This window comes from Martelella sp. NC20 (assembly GCF_013459645.1).
In the GTDB taxonomy this organism is placed as follows: domain Bacteria; phylum Pseudomonadota; class Alphaproteobacteria; order Rhizobiales; family Rhizobiaceae; genus Martelella.
The window spans coordinates 2,321,383-2,337,471 of record NZ_CP054861.1 but is presented as its reverse complement, the minus strand read 5'-3'; the positions used below and the strand labels follow the sequence as shown (position 1 = coordinate 2,337,471).

13 protein-coding genes and 2 pseudogenes are annotated in these 16,089 nt (G+C 62.4%); 8 read left to right on the top strand and 7 right to left on the bottom strand.

Features of this window, described 5'->3' with window-relative positions; genetic code table 11:
* Nucleotides 1–2 precede the first annotated feature (2 nt).
* The 4 genes from HQ843_RS11210 to HQ843_RS11195 all read left to right on the top strand — a co-directional run bounded on the left by HQ843_RS11210 (nt 3) and on the right by HQ843_RS11195 (nt 4,459).
* Complete coding sequence (locus tag HQ843_RS11210) at nt 3–1,187, top strand: M24 family metallopeptidase (protein ID WP_180898237.1); 1,185 nt, start codon at nt 3–5, stop codon at nt 1,185–1,187.
* A gap of 2 nt (nt 1,188–1,189) precedes the next feature.
* On the top strand, nt 1,190–2,347 hold the full coding sequence (gene argE / locus HQ843_RS11205; protein WP_180898238.1) for an acetylornithine deacetylase: 1,158 nt from the start codon (nt 1,190–1,192) through the stop codon (nt 2,345–2,347).
* Nucleotides 2,344–3,018, top strand: coding sequence for a GntR family transcriptional regulator (locus HQ843_RS11200; RefSeq protein WP_180898239.1), 675 nt, complete (start codon nt 2,344–2,346; stop codon nt 3,016–3,018). The genes argE and HQ843_RS11200 overlap by 4 nt, the downstream gene beginning before the upstream one ends.
* 229 nt (nt 3,019–3,247) lie before the next feature.
* A complete protein-coding gene (locus HQ843_RS11195) occupies nt 3,248–4,459 on the top strand; it encodes a GTP-binding protein (protein WP_180898240.1) in 1,212 nt (403 codons plus the stop codon).
* Between the two features lie 13 nt (nt 4,460–4,472).
* On the opposite strand, the gene dgcA is transcribed toward HQ843_RS11195, so the two are convergent.
* From dgcA to HQ843_RS11175, 4 genes are all read right to left on the bottom strand, one after another.
* Nucleotides 4,473–5,459, bottom strand: coding sequence for an N-acetyl-D-Glu racemase DgcA (gene dgcA, locus HQ843_RS11190; RefSeq protein WP_180898241.1), 987 nt, complete (start codon nt 5,457–5,459; stop codon nt 4,473–4,475).
* Nucleotides 5,456–6,457, bottom strand: coding sequence for an N-acetyltransferase DgcN (gene dgcN, locus HQ843_RS11185; RefSeq protein ID WP_180898242.1), 1,002 nt, complete (start codon nt 6,455–6,457; stop codon nt 5,456–5,458). The genes dgcA and dgcN overlap by 4 nt, the downstream gene beginning before the upstream one ends.
* A 359-nt stretch (nt 6,458–6,816) precedes the next feature.
* On the bottom strand, nt 6,817–8,250 hold the full coding sequence (locus HQ843_RS11180) for a mannose-1-phosphate guanylyltransferase/mannose-6-phosphate isomerase (protein ID WP_180898243.1): 1,434 nt from the start codon (nt 8,248–8,250) through the stop codon (nt 6,817–6,819).
* Between the two features lie 44 nt (nt 8,251–8,294).
* Nucleotides 8,295–9,713, bottom strand: coding sequence for a phosphomannomutase (locus HQ843_RS11175; protein ID WP_180898244.1), 1,419 nt, complete (start codon nt 9,711–9,713; stop codon nt 8,295–8,297).
* 592 nt (nt 9,714–10,305) lie between these two features.
* Here HQ843_RS11175 and HQ843_RS11170 point away from each other — a divergent pair.
* Nucleotides 10,306–11,787 carry an HWE histidine kinase domain-containing protein gene (locus HQ843_RS11170; protein WP_180898245.1) on the top strand — a complete coding sequence of 494 codons (1,482 nt, stop codon included), beginning with the start codon at nt 10,306–10,308 and terminating at the stop codon, nt 11,785–11,787.
* Between the two features lie 210 nt (nt 11,788–11,997).
* The gene (locus tag HQ843_RS11165; RefSeq protein WP_180898246.1) at nt 11,998–13,020 is read left to right on the top strand and encodes a PRC-barrel domain-containing protein; all 1,023 of its coding nucleotides are present in this window, start codon (nt 11,998–12,000) and stop codon (nt 13,018–13,020) included.
* 54 nt (nt 13,021–13,074) lie between these two features.
* On the opposite strand, the gene HQ843_RS29445 is transcribed toward HQ843_RS11165, so the two are convergent.
* Complete coding sequence (locus HQ843_RS29445) at nt 13,075–13,455, bottom strand: phosphoribosyltransferase family protein (protein ID WP_256432945.1); 381 nt, start codon at nt 13,453–13,455, stop codon at nt 13,075–13,077.
* Here HQ843_RS29445 and HQ843_RS30020 point away from each other — a divergent pair.
* Nucleotides 13,435–13,599 (top strand): annotated as a pseudogene (locus HQ843_RS30020) (transposase); the annotation flags it as partial. The gene HQ843_RS29445 and the pseudogene HQ843_RS30020 overlap by 21 nt on opposite strands.
* A pseudogene (locus HQ843_RS11155) lies at nt 13,590–13,898 on the top strand (transposase); the annotation flags it as partial. The pseudogenes HQ843_RS30020 and HQ843_RS11155, both read left to right, overlap by 10 nt.
* A 220-nt stretch (nt 13,899–14,118) precedes the next feature.
* Here HQ843_RS11155 and pldH read toward each other — a convergent pair.
* Nucleotides 14,119–14,862, bottom strand: a complete 744-nt coding sequence (gene pldH / locus HQ843_RS11150) for a pyridoxal 4-dehydrogenase, SDR-type (RefSeq protein WP_180898248.1) — start codon at nt 14,860–14,862, stop codon at nt 14,119–14,121.
* Between the two features lie 34 nt (nt 14,863–14,896).
* The gene (gene ppaT, locus HQ843_RS11145) at nt 14,897–16,081 is read right to left on the bottom strand and encodes a pyridoxamine--pyruvate transaminase (RefSeq protein WP_180898249.1); all 1,185 of its coding nucleotides are present in this window, start codon (nt 16,079–16,081) and stop codon (nt 14,897–14,899) included.
* Nucleotides 16,082–16,089 lie beyond the last annotated feature (8 nt).

Here is a 16,089-nt window from a genome sequence, read left to right as displayed (position 1 = left end):
ATATGGCGGCGGATCAACTGCCCTTTTCGAGATCGGAATATGACCGTCGGCTGACACTGACCCGCAAGGCCATGGAGGCCTATGGGCTCGATGCGCTGGTGGTCACCTCGCCCGCCGGGATGAACTGGCTGACCGGCTATGACGGCTGGTCCTTCTATGTCGATCAGGCGGTGATCGTCACCGGCGATGGCATGCCCTGTTGGTGGGGCCGGCTGATGGACGCCAATGGCGCGCGCCGCACCGCCTTTCTCGACGAGGACCACATCCTCTGGTACGCCGACCGCTATATACAGGCGGAAGGCATCCACCCGATGGATGACCTTGCCGAGAAGCTTGCGGGCCTCGGCCTCGACAAGGCCCGCATCGGCGTCGAGATGAATGCCTACTACTATTCCGCCGCCGGTCACGCGGCGCTCGTCAAGGGCCTCCCTGGTGCTGTCATCAAGGATGGCTCCGGCCTCGTCGACTGGCAGCGCGTGGTGAAATCGGAGGAGGAAATCGCCTTCATGCGCAAGGCCGCGAAGATTTCCGACCGGGTGATGGGCCATGCGATGGAGATCGCCGAACCGGGCATGAAGAAGAACCATTTCGTCGGCGAACTGATGAAGACCGCGATTACCGGCATCGACGATATCTGGGGCGACTACCCGGCGATCATGCCCCTTCTACCATCTGGCCCCGATGCCTCCGCGCCGCACCTGACCTGGAGCGGCGACGAGTTCAAAAACGGCGAGGCCACCTTCATCGAGCAGGCTGGCTGCTACCGCCGTTACCATGCCCCCCTCAGCCGCACGGTGTTTTTCGGCAAGCCGCCGCAATACATGACCGACGCCGCCGAAGCGCTGGTCGCAGGCCTCAATGCCGGCATCGATGCGGCGCGGGCGGGCAACCGGGCCGGCGATATTGCAGCCGCGCTCGAAAAGGAACTCTGGAAGGTCGGGATCGAACGGCCGAACCGCTGCGGCTATGCCACCGGCCTTGCCTATCCGCCGGACTGGGGCGAGCACACCGTCAGCATCCGCACCAGCGACGAGACGCTGCTGGAACCGGGCATGACGCTGCATTTCATGCCGGGCCTGTGGATGGATGACTGGGGCCTGGAAATCACCGAGACCATTCTGATCACCGAAAACGGCCCGGCCGAGGCGCTCTGCTCGGTCGAACGCAAACTGTTCGTGAAGGATTGAAATTGAGCGATCTTGCCGCCGCCCGCGATATTCTCGCCGATCTCGTCGCCTTTCCCTCGGTGTCGTCGGAAAGCAATCTGCCGGTGATCGCCTATATCGCCGATCGGCTGTCGGATTGCGGCGCGCGGGTGGAAATCCTGACCGATGCCACTGGCAGCAAGGCCAATCTGTTCGCAACGCTCGGCGACGATCGCCCCGGCGGGCTGATGCTCTCCGGCCACAGCGATGTCGTGCCGGTGGATGACCAGAACTGGACCAGCGACCCGTTCACCCTTGCCGAGCGCGACGGCAAGTTCTTCGGGCGCGGAACCTGCGACATGAAGGGGTTTATCGCCGCCTGCCTTGCAAAGCGGGAGGTGCTGGCGGAAATCGCCGCCAGCAAGCCGATCCACTTCGCCTTTACCCATGACGAGGAGGTCGGCTGCATCGGCGCGCGGGCGCTGACCGAATGGCTTGTCGCCCGCGAGGCGCGCCCGGCGCTCGCCATCGTCGGCGAGCCGACCATGATGCGGGTGATCGAGGGGCACAAGGGCTGCTGCGAATATACCGTCACCTTCACCGGCCGCTCCGGCCATTCCTCCGCGCCCGAGGCCGGCGTCAACGCGGTCGAATATGCCGCCCGCTATATCGCCCGGCTGATGGAACTGCGCGAGCGGCTGATGGCGCGGGTGCCGGAGGGTTCCCGCTACCAGCCGCCGTATGCGACGCTCAATGTCGGCGGGCTCGAGGGCGGATTGTCGCACAATGTCATTGCGCCGCGCGCGGTGCTGCGCTGGGAAACCCGGCCGGTGATCGCCGAGGACCTGTCACTGGTGAAAGACGGCATTGCCGACTACTGCACTCGCGACCTTCTGCCGGCCATGCGCGCGGTCGCGCCCGAAGCCGACATCGAAACGCAAGTGATCGGCGAGGCGGCGGCGCTGTTTCCGAAAAACCAGAATGCCGCCCGCGACCTCGCCTTCCGGCTCACCGGCGAGCAAAGCGCCGATGTCGTGCCGTTCGGCACCGAGGCCGGCTTCTTTCAGGAGATCGGCATGGATGCCGTGGTCTGCGGGCCGGGCTCGATCGATCAGGCTCACAAGCCGGATGAATATCTGAGCGCCGACCAGCTCGGCCAGTGCCTTGCCATGCTGGACCGGCTTGCAGGCGCATGGCGATGACGGCAGAGCCTGCAACCGGCCGCGACCGGCTCACCCAGATCCACGACATCATCCGCGAGCGGATCATGATGCTCGACTATCCGCCGGGCGAAAAACTCTCGGAAACCGAACTGGCGCGTGAATTCGGCGTGTCGCGCACGCCGCTGAGGCGCGTTCTGGCAAGCCTTGAGGATGAGGGGTTGCTGCGCTCGGTCCATGGCGTCGGCACCATCGTCACCGACGTCGATCTCGATGAACTGGCGCAGGTCTATCGCCTCAGGATGGAGCTGATGGTTCTGGTCGCGCGCCTCGATCCGACCCCCGTCACGGCGGAGATTGTCGCCGGCTTTCGCGCGCTCCACCAACGCGCCCTGGCGCTGCGGCAGGCGCCCGCGCCCCGCGATTTCGCGGCGCTCGACCGCGACATGTTCCTGGCGCTCAACAGGCTGTCACTGAACCAGCCGCAGCGCGACACCGGCGAGCGCCTTTATTTCCGCACCGCACGCATCTGGCTGCAGGCAATCACCGCGTCCGATATCGATCTCGAAAACGAGGCAGAAATCTACTGCCGCGAAACCGCCGAAATCCTCGCCGCCATCGAGACCGGCCAGATCGACGCGCTCTGCCACCTCCGCCGCGCCCATATCGCGATGAGCTTGGCGCGGATGCGGCAATCGGGGCCGCCCGGCTGATCAGCGTTCCGCAATCAACGCAAACAAAGATCCACTCCATCTGTTTGTTTTCACGCATTTTGCGCGCATCCCATGCTCCGGCGGACGATCTGCCGCTCGTCCGAATGCGCGTTGTCGCCGTCAGTTGACGCATGCTTCGCTTTTGGCTATTTGTGTTATGTTATAACATATAAAACTCGGGGCGGATGCCGTTCGACCGGCATCTTCGCTCAACGCAAGGACATGACCGATGCTGCAAAACAACGACACCCGCCTTCCCGTCACCGTGCTTTCCGGCTTTCTGGGCGCGGGCAAGACGACCTTGCTGAACCACATCCTCAACAATCGCGAAGGACGGCGGGTCGCCGTGATCGTCAACGATATGAGCGAGGTGAATATCGATGCCGATCTGGTGCGTGAAGGCGGCGCCAACCTCTCGCGCACCGAGGAAACCATGGTCGAGATGACCAATGGCTGCATCTGTTGCACGCTGCGCGACGACCTTCTGACGGAGGTGAGGCGGCTCTCGGAGGAAAAACGCTTCGACTATCTTCTGATCGAGGGAACCGGCATTGCCGAGCCGCTGCCGGTGGCCGCGACATTCTCCTGGCGCGACGAGCGCGGTGACAGCCTCTCCGATCTCGCCCGGCTCGATACCATGGTGACGGTCGTCGATGCCGTGAACCTGCTGCGCGAATATGGCGGCCACGAATTCCTCAGCAGCCGCGGCGAGGTCGCCGGCGACGATGACGAGCGCACGCTGGTCGACCTTCATGTCGAACAGATCGAATTCGCCGATGTCGTGGTCGTCAACAAGGTCTCCGACGTCACGCCCGAAGAGCGCGCAAACGTCGTCAAGATCATCCACGCGCTCAACGCCGACGCGAAGGTCATCGAGACCGATTTCAGCCGCGTCGATCTGGCCGAACTCCTCGATACCGGCCTTTTCAGCGAGGACAAGGCCAGCCAGCATCCGCTCTGGGCCAAGGAGCTCCACGGCTTTGCCGACCATGTGCCGGAAACCGAGGAATACGGCATTTCAAGCTTCATCTACCGGGCGCGCGCGCCCTTCGATCCGCTGAAATTCGACGCGTTCACGCGGATGACCTTCCCCGGTCTTATCCGCGCCAAGGGTCATTTCTGGCTGGCGACGCGGCCGGATTTCGCCGGCGAATTCTCGCTCGCCGGCGCGATCGTGCGCAGCGGTCCGCTTGGCCGCTGGTGGGCGGCGGTGCCGAAGAGCCGCTGGCCGGACGCGCCGGAGCTTCGGCAGATGATCGATAATTGCTGGGACGCGGTCTATGGCGATCGCCGTCAGGAAATCGTCTTCATCGGCGCGGGCATGGACAAGGCGGCGATCCGAAAAGCCCTCGATGACTGCATGATCGACACCGGCCCTAAGTTCAATGAACGCGATTTCGAGTTCCTCACCGACCCCTTTCCATCCTGGACGAGAGGTTGAGGCGGGAGACCGCCTATCCCCAAAGCACAGCTTCTGCCGGATGCATCACCGAGCCTTCGAACCTGATCGCGTTGGCGCGGTCTTCGGCGAGCAGCAGCGGACCGTCGAGATCGACGAAGGCGGCGCCCTCGGCGACCAGCATGGCGGGCGCCATCGCAAGCGAGGTGCCGAGCATGCAGCCGATCATGATCTGGAAGCCCATGGCCACGGCCTCCTGCTTCAGGAGCAGCGCCTCGGTGAGGCCGCCGGTCTTGTCGATCTTGATGTTGATCGCGTCGTATTTGCCCTTGAGATCGGCAAGCGACGGGCGGGCATGGCAGCTTTCGTCGGCGCAGACCGGAAGCGGCCTGTCGATATGGCGCAGCGCCTCGTCATCGCCGGCCGGCAGCGGTTGTTCCACTAGCGCCACGCCGAGGCGGACGAGCGCGGGCGCGAGCGCCTGATAGGCCTCGACGCTCCAGCCCTCATTGGCATCGACGATGATCGCGGCATCGGGCGCGCCGGCGCGCACCGCCTCGATGCGGGCAAGATCGTCCTCGGTCCCGAGCTTGACCTTCAGCAGCGGCCGGTGGGCGTTTTCAGCCGCCTGGGCCCGCATCTTTTCCGGCGTGCCGAGCGAGATCGTGTAGGCCGTGGTCAGCGGGCCGGGCCGCGCCAGGCCCGCGAGCTGCCACACGGGGGTGCCGCTGCTTTTCGCCGCAAAATCCCAGAACGCGCAGTCGAGCGCATTGCGGGCAGCGCCCGGCTTCATCCGGGCCTGCAATGTTTCGCGGTCGAGGCCGGCGCGGATTTCGGCTTCCAGCGACAGGATATCCGCAATCACGCCATCGACGGTCTCGCCATAGCGGGCGTAGGGCACGGATTCGCCCCGACCGGTATGGGTGCCGTCGGTGAGCGTCACCGTGACAACGCGGATTTCGGTGCGCGAACCGCGCGAGATCGTGAACGAACCCGCGACCGGAAACACGTCCTCGCGGGCTGAAACGTAAAGTCCGGTCATAGCGCCGCCAGCGCCTCGGCAAGGCGTTCGGCCCCATGGCGGAACGGATCGACCGTCGGCAGGCCCATGCGCGCCTCGGTCTGTCTGCAATATTCGAGCGCCTCCTCGTCCGACATGGCGGAGGTGTTCAGCGATATGCCGACCACCTTGCAATCCGGATTGACGATCCTGGCCATCTGCAGCGCCAGGTCCCGCAACGTTTCGAGGCTCGGGAGCTGATAGTCCGGCAGGCCGCGCATATGGGCGCGGTTGGGCTCGTGGCAAAGCACCAGCGCATCCGGCTGTCCGCCATGGATCAACGCCAGCGTGACGCCGGAATAGGAGGCGTGGAACAGGCTGCCCTGCCCCTCGATCAGGTCCCAGTGGTCGGCGTCATTATCGGGCGTCAGATATTCGATCGAACCGGCCATGAAATCGGCGATCACCGCATCGAGCGGAACGCCGCCGCCGGTGATCAGGATACCGGTCTGGCCGGTGGCGCGGAAGGTCGCCTTCATGCCCATTTCGCGCATTGCCTTTTCCATGCAGAGCGCGGTGTACATCTTGCCGACCGAGCAATCCGTGCCGACGGCGAGCATGCGTTTGCCGGATCGTCTCTTGCCGTTGGCAATCGGGTATTGCACCGCAGGGATGCGCACATCATGCAGCGTTCGGCCAAGTTCCGCAGCCTTCGCGGCAAGGTCGGCCTCATTTCTCAAGAGGTTATGCAGGCCGGAGGCAAGATCGAGACCCGCTTCCATCGCTTCGATCAACACGCTCTTCCAGGCCGGCGAAATGACGCCGCCGCGGTTGGCGACGCCGATCACCAGCGTCTTGACGCCCTTGTCCACCGCCTCGGCGACCGAAAGATCCGGCAGCTTCATATCCGCCTTGCAGCCCGGAAGCCGCAACTGGCCGACGGCATATTCGGGACGCCAGTCCTTGATGCCCTGCGCGACCTTGGCTGCGAGCGCATCGGGCGCATCACCCAGGAAAAGAAGATAGGGAGTTTCGATCATGTGCTTGACCACCGACTGTAAAGGAGAATTTCGGCAACGATATCGCGAGGGGTCCGCACCGGTCAAGCTGACGGACAGAAAGTTTGCGTGAATTCGAAGGTTTCACGCAGAAATCGCGAGTTTTTATCTTACGAAATGCTTTTCTGACGGATTTTTACGAAAATGGCGCAATGCCGCCCCCTCACCGCCGTCATCCCGGCCTTGAGCCGGGATCCAGGGCCACACGACGGATGCAGGCAAAGGCGTACAACGCACTTGTCGGACGGCTCTCCCGTATTGCCCTGGATGCCGGCTCAAGGCCGGCATGACGGACGCCGTGCAGCAGTCCGAAGACGCGCCCGCAGGCGCGGCCCCCTCAATCAGCCACGGCCGAAATCGTCGACGATACGAATAATATCGTCCTCGCCGAGATAGGAGCCGGTCTGGACCTCGATCAGCTCAAGCAAGATCTTGCCGGGGTTCGAAAGCCGGTGGACGGCGCCGAGCGGAATATAGACCGACTGGTTTTCGGTCAGCATCTTCACATCCTCGTCCACCGTCACCTCGGCCGTGCCCGTGACGACGATCCAGTGTTCGGCGCGGTGATGATGTTTCTGCAGCGACAGCTTCTTGCCCGGCTTGACGAAGATGCGCTTGGCCTGGAACCGTTCGCCCTTGATGATCGAGGTATAGCCGCCCCAGGGACGGTAAGAGGTCGGGTGATCCTCGGAAAGCGCGCGGGTGGCCTTGTCGGCCTTCAGCGACTTGACGATATTGCCGACGTTCTGGCTGTCTTCGAGCCTGCCGACATAGACCGCATCTTCCGAGGCGATCACCGCCATGCCATCAAGGCCCTGCATGGCGATATGCATGTCGCGGGAGATCACCAGCGAATTCGTGGTATCGAGCAGCGTGGCGTCACCGGCGATCACATTGCCATCGCCGTTCTGATCGCCATCCTTCCAGATCGCGTCCCAGGAGCCCAGATCCGACCATGTAAACGGCGAGGGCACGACCACCGCCTCGCCGGTCTTTTCCATCACCGCGTAGTCGATCGAGATATCCGGGCACTGGCTGAAAGTGTCCTTGTCGAGACGGGTGAAATCGAGATCGAGATCGCTCTCGTCCTTCAGCACCGCCTGTTCGGCGAACTGGAAGACCTCCGGCGCATATTTTTCAAGCTCGCGGATCAGCGGCGCGACCGGGAACATGAACATGCCGGAATTCCAGGTATAATTGCCGGCGGCGATCATCTCCCCGGCCCTTGCCTGTTCCGGCTTTTCGATGAAGCGGGCAACCTTGCGCGCGCCGGAGGGCAATTCCTCGCCGGCCTCGATATAGCCATAGCCGGTCGCGGGCTCGGTGGGCTCGATACCGAAGGTCACGAGCTTGCCGGCTTTGGCGGCCGCGAGCGCCGTGTCGATGCAGGCGAAATAATCGTCCGCCGCGTCGATTTCATGGTCGGAAGCCAGCACCTGCATGATGGCGTCATCGCCGAAATTGTTGCGCACGAATGCGGCGGCGGCGGCAACGGCTGGCGCGGTGTTGCGCGCGATCGGCTCAAGCAGGATGCCGGACAGTTCGATATCCAGCTCACGCGCCTGCTCGGCTGCGAGAAACCGGAAATCCTCGTTGGTCAGGATGATCGGCGCTTCATAGCGGTCCGTATCCGAGACCCGTTCGAGGGTCTTCTGGTAGAGCGTCTTCGGCCCGAGAAAGCGGATGAACTGCTTGGGCGCGGACGACCGCGACAGAGGCCACAAGCGTGTCCCCTTGCCGCCGGCCATGATGACGGGAACGATCTTGCTGGTCATAACGATAAATCTCCTAATGAATTCGTCTTTAATAGATGGCCGGGTCAGCCGGCCTTGAAACCTTCGATCAGGGCGAGACCCTTCTTCAAAAGCTCGCGCGCCTCGCCCGCGCTTGCCGCCTCGACATAGCACCGCATTTCGGGCGCATTGCCGGAGGGGCGGAAATGGATGATGCGGCCGTCGGCGAGCGTGACGCGCAGACCGTCGATGTCGCTCGTGCCGGCGACCGTGCCGATGGGCGCGAGGAAATCGGCGAGATTCCGCTCGCTTGCGCGCAGATATTCCATCAATGCGGCACTGCGCGCCTGATCGAAATCCTTGATCCGGTCGGCGTCGGCAACCGGCAGGCTGTGAGCTTTCGCGAGCTCCGACAGGGGCCGGTTGTCGCGGTGGGCAAGATAGAGCGCCGAGAGAACCGGCAGGAAACAATCGCGCGTCGGCAATGGCGCGATGGTGTCGCCGGCGGGCCGGAAAGGCGAAGCCGTCAGCAGACCGCCATTGGCCTCAAACCCCATGACGCCCTCCTTGCCTTCGCGGATCGCCTTTTCCATCGCCGCGATCACATAGGGCGAACCGACTTGTGTCCTAATCACCTCAAAATCGCCGTTCTTCTCGATGCCCGAATTGGAGGTGACCGGGGTCACCACCACTTTCGCGCCGAGAAAATTGGCGGTCATCAGTCCGATCAGATCGCCGCGCAAGGGCATACCGGTTTCATCCGCCACCAACGGACGGTCGGCATCGCCATCGGCGGAAATGATGGCGTCGAAACCGTGTTCGCCGGCCCAGCCCTTGAGAAGCTCAACCGTCTCCGGCGACACCGCCTCGGTGTCGACAGGAATAAATTCCTCGGAAAAGCAGAGCGGAGTGACGTCTGCGCCATAATGTTCGAGGATCGCGATAAACAGATCGCGCGCCACCGTCGAATGCTGATAGACGCCGACCTTCATGCCTGAAAGGGCGTCATCGGGCAGGATAGCGGTGCACCGCGCGCCGAAGCCGGCAAGCGCTTCGCTGGCCTCGTCCTCGCCCTCCTCGGTTGCCGGCTCGACCGTGCCTCTGAGCTTTTCGGCAAAGGCTGAAATAGCCTGTTCATCCTCCTTGGTAATCTCGCCGTGTGGCAGATAGAACTTGATGCCGTTTCGATCCGCCGGAATATGGGAGCCGGTGATCATCATCGAGGCGGCTTTTTTCCTCTGGCCGTAAAAGGCAAGCGCTGGCGTCGGCAGCGCCCCGCAATTGACCGGCGTGAAGCCGGCGGCCGCGATCGCCCCCATGCAGTTGGCGGCGATGGCCGGGCTCGAATCGCGGTAATCCTGACCCACGAGCACGACATCGCCCTTTGCGGCATATCCCGCCTGCTGCAGGTGATGACAGAAAGCCGTGGTATAAAGGGAAGACGGTTCCCCCAGAAGATCCGTTGACAGGCCGCGAAGGCCACTCGTCCCGAATTTTACGCTCATTGCGACTACTTATCCCAGTTTTGGGCGGCGTTTTCGGCCCGCCGCCAGTCAAAATAGTGGAGCGGCCCTGGCCACTCCGATACTTTGTCGCGCCGCCCCGGCCAAACCGAATGCTGCGCAACCTATGGTCAATGGCCTTTACCCTGGCGCGGTCGGGCCCACCCGGATGCGTCAATCTTGCCCAAAGGCTTTATCCTTACAAGATCCGTACCATGGCTTGCGTGACGCAAGCATACCCGAACCCTGAATGCCCTCAAGCCCTGGATCGCATTCGCGCGGCGGCGCGCGCAAGCGGAGACGCGACCCGCGCTTGCACGCAGCATTGTCCTTCCGCCACGTCACGGTCAGTCGGCACCTCTTTGTTGCTTCTTTTCTGAACGCTCGCAATCCCTGTTTGTTCCGCGACCGAATTTACGATGCAGAAATATCACGCATGGGCGGAACCGATCGCCAAGTCGGGACGTTTCGATGCAAGGCCGGAAATCCTTGCGCGTTTTCGGCCCGGTGACTTATAGGTGTGCCCGGGCGGGGGATTCTGTGCCTGAGCGAAATCGAAGAGCTTTAGCCTGTGGAACATTTGCCATCGGAAATTGTGGACGCGATCAGGGACGAGGACCGCCTGAAGACGCTTTCGCAATCCATCATGCGCGCCGCGGAAACCGACGAGAACTTCGTCGCGATCGTCGAGGCGGCGGCAAATCTCTTTTCGTGCCCGGCTGCCTTGATCCTGATTGCCGATTCTGACGAAAATTGGGTCCAGGCCGTCCATGGCATGAAAATTGACGACGTTCCAACCCGCTCGGGCCTGTTCGTCTATCCGATCGCGCTTCAAAAACAGCAGGCGCTGATCATCAACAATCCCGAGACGCAGAAAGCGCTCGCGCGTTCGGTGCCGATGTTCGAGGGCGAGCGCGTGAAGTTTTTCGCCGGCGCGCCCATCCGGGTCCACGGCGTCAATGCCGGGGCCATCTGCATCATCGATGGCGAAAATCACCGCGACACCACGCAAGAGGACGCCGAAGCGCTTCGCAGGCTGGCAAACCTTGCCGGATCGCTGTACGAACTGAAGCACGCCGCGCGCGGCAAGGCTTCGGCCGATATCGCCCTTTCACAATCGGAACGGCGTCACTCGATGGCATTGAGGGCGGCCAACATTGCGACCTGGAGCTGGGACGGCGTCAGCGAGACCGTCGAATGCGACAATGCCTTGCGGGAAATGCTTGCGCTCGCACCGGACGAGCCGCTGACCTGTCGCCGGGTGCTCGGCGCCATCAATCCCGAAATGCGGTTTTCCCTGATGCGCCGGTTCAAGGCAGCGCTTGACCGGGGCGAGGAATATCAATGCGAATTCAAGGTGGATTCCACCGGCAAATGGCTTCTTTCTCTGGGCGGCGCCTATGAGAACGCGATGATCGAGGAGCGCAAGGGGCCGGTCTTCGGCGTGGTTGTGGACATCACCACCACCAAGGAAACCGAGCAGAAGACCCGTCTCCTGTTGCGCGAACTCAATCATCGGGTCAAGAATACGCTGGCGATCGTGCAGTCGATCGCCGGGCAGACGCTGCGGCGCTCGCGCACCTCCGCCGAGTTCAATATGTCGTTCTCCGGTCGGCTCCAGGCGCTTTCGGCGGCGCACACCCTGCTTTCGGACGAGCAGTGGGGGGCGATCGCCCTCGACCGGCTGCTGCGCTCACAGATCGCGCCCTACACCGACACCTCGGACCGGCAGGTGGATATTCATGGCAGCGCGGTCTACCTCGATCCCGACGAAGCGCTGGCGCTGGGCCTTGTCATCCATGAGCTTGCCAGCAACGCCGCCAAGTTCGGAGCGCTTTCGACCCGGGCCGGCGTCGTGGATATAACCGTCGCCTGCAAGGATGAAGGCGGCGGCGCGCATCTGCAGCTCGACTGGGTGGAGGTCGGCGGTCCGCAGGTGACCACGCCCGGGCAGCGCGGCTTCGGATCCGTTCTGATCGAACGCAGCCTCGACAAGGTGATCGGCAGCAAGGTCGATGTCGACTATGCCGAAACCGGCCTCAAGGTCCACATTGCGATGCCGCTGCGCTATTGCTGACCAGATACGATTTCGGATGAACCAGCCCGCCCGTATCTCAGAACGCGGCGGGCTTTTTTCGACGTTTTTTTTCCAAAAAAATCACTGCCGGCAGGAACAAGGGTCGGGCGGGGGCGTTTTATTGTCGTGAGCAAGGTGAGATAAAAGAAAATAATAGAAATATTAAATCGCGCCTAAATTGGAGCAACTCAAGAAAAGAGGAGTATTGACATGCTTCGCAAGATTCTTTCGACCACGGCACTGGTAGCTGTTGTTTCGGCGGGCGCAGCCTTTGCCCAGGACACCAACACTGCCGACCCCATGAAGCAGCCTGAAGCCAGCTCGGGCATGGAAACCGGCGCAGCGCCGGTCTTTCCTGACCGTCAGGCCGCAGGCGATGAGGCAAAAAGCTTCTACGGTGCAACGGACCAGCAGGTTCTGGCCAGTTCGCTGCTCGGCTGGCCGGTCTACGGCATGAGCGCCGAAAATCAGGAACGCGAGCAGGTTGGCGATGTCGCCGATATCGTGATGAACACCGACGGTTCGGCGAACGCCGCAGTGATCGGCGTCGGCGGCTTCCTCGGCATCGGCGAAAAGAAAGTTGCGATTTCTTTCGACCGTCTGTCCTGGCAGCCCGGCGACAATGGCGCATGGCTGAGCATCGACGCCACCCGCGAAGAGCTCGAATCCGCGCCGGAATTCAAGTCCGATGACGAAAACCTGATGAAGGTTGGCCGCGCACCGGCTCCGGAAGGCACCATGGCTGACGGAGCCACCGATCTTGCCAACACGGCGGGAACGGCCCTTGATCAGGCAGGCAATGCCACCGGCGACGCCATGAACGACATGGCGGAAAATGTCGACAATGCCGGCGATGCCATGCAGAACGACGGCATGATGGCAACGGCGGAAAACCCGATGCTGGAAGGCATGAGCGAAGTCGACACCGCCTCGATCTCCTATGACGAGTTGGAAGGCGCGCCGGTGCTCGGCGCCGATGGCGACAGTGTCGGCGAAATCTCCGACATCATCGTCTACGGCGACAACAACGAAAACGTCTTCGTCGTTGATGTCGGCGGGTTCCTGGGCATTGGCGAAAAGCCGGTTGCCATCTCGGCCGAAACGGCCACTGTCATGAGCGATGGCGACAGTTATGTGATCCAGACCAGGTATGATCGCGCCACGCTCGAAAACCAGCCGGAATATACCGAGCAGAGCCTGAACGATAATCCGGACGCCGTTCTTCTGAACTAATTCCGGCCTGCAAACCCTTGCAGAAGGCCCGCGGTCTCCGGATCGCGGGCCTTCTCATGCCGCCCGCCAGAGCCCGTCCGGGCCGCGCAGAAGCAATGGCGTGGCGAAGCAGGCGTGCATGCAGGCGGCGATATCCGCGTCGAAAGCGGCCAGAGCCTCGACATGGCGTGACGTCTGCAACATGGCGGCGACGATCGCCACGGGGCGGATGCCGCATTGTTTCAAAAGCGACAGCCCCGCCATGATCGATTGTCCCGAGGAAATCACATCATCCACAAGGACGACCCGCCGGCCGTGAAGCAGCGGCAACATGCGCGGATCGATACAACAGACTGCTGCAAAACTCCTGGTCAGCGGGCTGAGTCTGTGATTCAGTTTTGGCGTTGATTTGCGGGGGTGGATTGATGCGCGGGCGATCGGATGCTGATGGAGCAAATCAACTACAATCTTCTGTTTCGCTGGTTCGTCGGGCTTTCGATGGATGCCGATATCTGGCATCCAACCGGCTTCACGCACAATCGCGACCGGCTGCTCGAAGCGGATGTGGCGCGGGATTTCCTGTCCGCGCTGATGTCGAAGCCTTTGTCGGGAGCTTGCGCGCCCGCAAGGTCACGCCGCATATCGCCATCAACGGCAGTGTTTCCAAGATCGGCAAGGTCCGCAAGACAGCCATGGCCAAGCGCACGACGCATCATCCCGGCTACGGCATCAGCCTGCGCTGCCGCAAGCGCGTTGAGAAGGTGTTCAGCCGGATCAAAGCACAGGCCGGCTTCGCCAAGGTCAAAGTTCGCGGCAGACCGAAAGTGGCCGCCGTCTTCGGTTTCGCAATCGCAGCCTATAACCTCGTCAGACTGCAGAAGCTCCTTGCCGCAGCCGCCGCCCAGTCGCTAGAGTTTGTCAGGGAAAAGTGGAATCCGGTTTTCCCGAAAAGACAAACGAAAACAAATAAATCTAGAGTCTGTCTGGTTCGATTTGAACCTGACAGACTCTAAAGACCAGAGCAGACACCGGCAACCAACGTCAGCAACCACGTCAAACGCAGTATCCAACCGAATACGCAACCAAAAACAACCAACGAAGCCGTTTTGCAGCAGCCTGTTAAAGGCGGATCATGCCGGCATCCACATTGACGCACTGGCCGGTCATCCAGCCTGCGTCGTCGGATACGAGGAACGCCACGACCTTTGCGATATCGGCGGGCTGGCCCTTGCCGGGCATCGCCTGAAGCATCTCGACGAAACCGAAGCTTTCGGCATGCGGGCTGACCTTGACGCCGTCGGATTCGATCAGGCCCGGCGTGACCGCGTTGACGCGAATACCGTATTTTCCCACTTCCGTCGCCAGCGCCCGGGTGAAGCCGATCACGCCGCCCTTTGCCGCCACATAGGCAGACATGTTCGGCGTACCGGCATAGAAGGCGTTCGATGCGATGTTGAGCACCGTGCCCTTGCGATCTACCGCGCGCATCATGTCAGTCGCCTTGCGGCTGGCAATGAAGACGCTCGTCAGATTGGTGTCGATGATCTTCTGCCAATGCGCCAGATCCACATCGTCCCATGCAATGTAGGGAACGATGGAGGCGTTGTTGACGAGAATATCGATGGCGCCGTTCTCGGCGGCATCCTCCAGCATCTTTTCAACCTGTTCCACATTGGTGGAATCGCAGGTCACGCCCACCACGCCGTGGCCGATTTCCGCGGCGGCGGCCTTTGCGCCCTCGCCGTTGATATCGGAGATCACCACCTTTGCGCCTGCTTCGGCCAGAGCCCTGGCAATGGCCTTGCCAATGCCCTGCGCCCCGCCGGTTACAACGGCCTTGCGGCCTTCAAGACTGGTACTCATTCCCTCTTTCCTTTCTTTCTCGCCGTTCCCGGCCCTATTCGTCGATTGCTGCGTCCCAGGCGGCCTGTGCCGCGGCAAGTCCCGCCGCCACATCAACCTTCGCGCCCAATGCCTTCAGCGCGCCGCCTATCGCGGAGACCGCCAGAAGCGCGTAAGCAGGCTCAGCCGTCGGGCCCATGTGGCCGATGCGGATCAGCTTGCCGAGCGTTTCCGCCCGACCGGCAGACATGGAGACACCGTAGCGGGCCCGGGCTTCCACCAGTACGGGACCGGCATCGATGCCATCGGGCATCTTCACCGCGGTCGCGGTCGGCGAAGCGATGTCCTCGGAAACCGGCCAGAGCTCGATCCCCATGGCCTTGATGCCTTCCCGGCAAACCCTGGCGGTCACCGCATGCCGCTTCCAGACAGCCTCCGGCCCCTCTTCGAGATAGCGGTCGAGCGCAGCGCTCAGACCGTTGAGTTCCGCCACCGAAGGGGTGAAGGGGAACGGCTCGGTCCTCTTCCAGGCGTTCTTCCAGTCGGTGAAGCTCAGCATGGAGGCGAAGGGCGCATCCGGATTGGCCTCGATCTTGGCCCAGGCGGCTTCGGATACGGCCACGAGCGAGAGCGACGGCGGGCAGCCGAGGCACTTGTTCGGACCGGTGATGTAAACCGCCGCCTGACTGGAGGTCGGGCTGGTGGGCATGCCGGCCCAGGAGGAGACCGCATCGACCAGCAGAAGCGCGCCGGCTTCAGCGACAACGGCGCCGATCGCGTCGATATCGTTGAGTGTGCCCGACGGCGTGTCGTGGTTGCAGACGCAGACGATCTTGACCTCGGGATGCTGCTTGAGGAAGGCGCGGACCTGTTCGGCGTCGATCGCGGCGTTGTAGGGCACCTCGATTTCCTCGACCTTTTTGGCATAGCGCGCGGCCCAGTAGCCGAAGCCCTTGCCATAGACTCCGGAAGCGAGGTTGAGGACCACGTCGTCCCTGGCGATGAGCGAGGCGGCGGCGCCTTCCAGTGCGAGCACCGGCTCGCCCTGAAGGATGAGCGGCGGCAGATCGCAGCCCAGCGCTTCCTGCGCCTTCAAGGTGAGATCCTCGAAGAAGGACTGGAAGGCCGGATCGTAATCGTAGAGCACCGTGGTGCCGAGCGCGCGCAGCACTTCCGGGTAGGCATCCACAGGACCGGCCGTCAGGGTGAAGACCGGGGGTTTGGTTTCAGGATATTTCATCTGGCCCT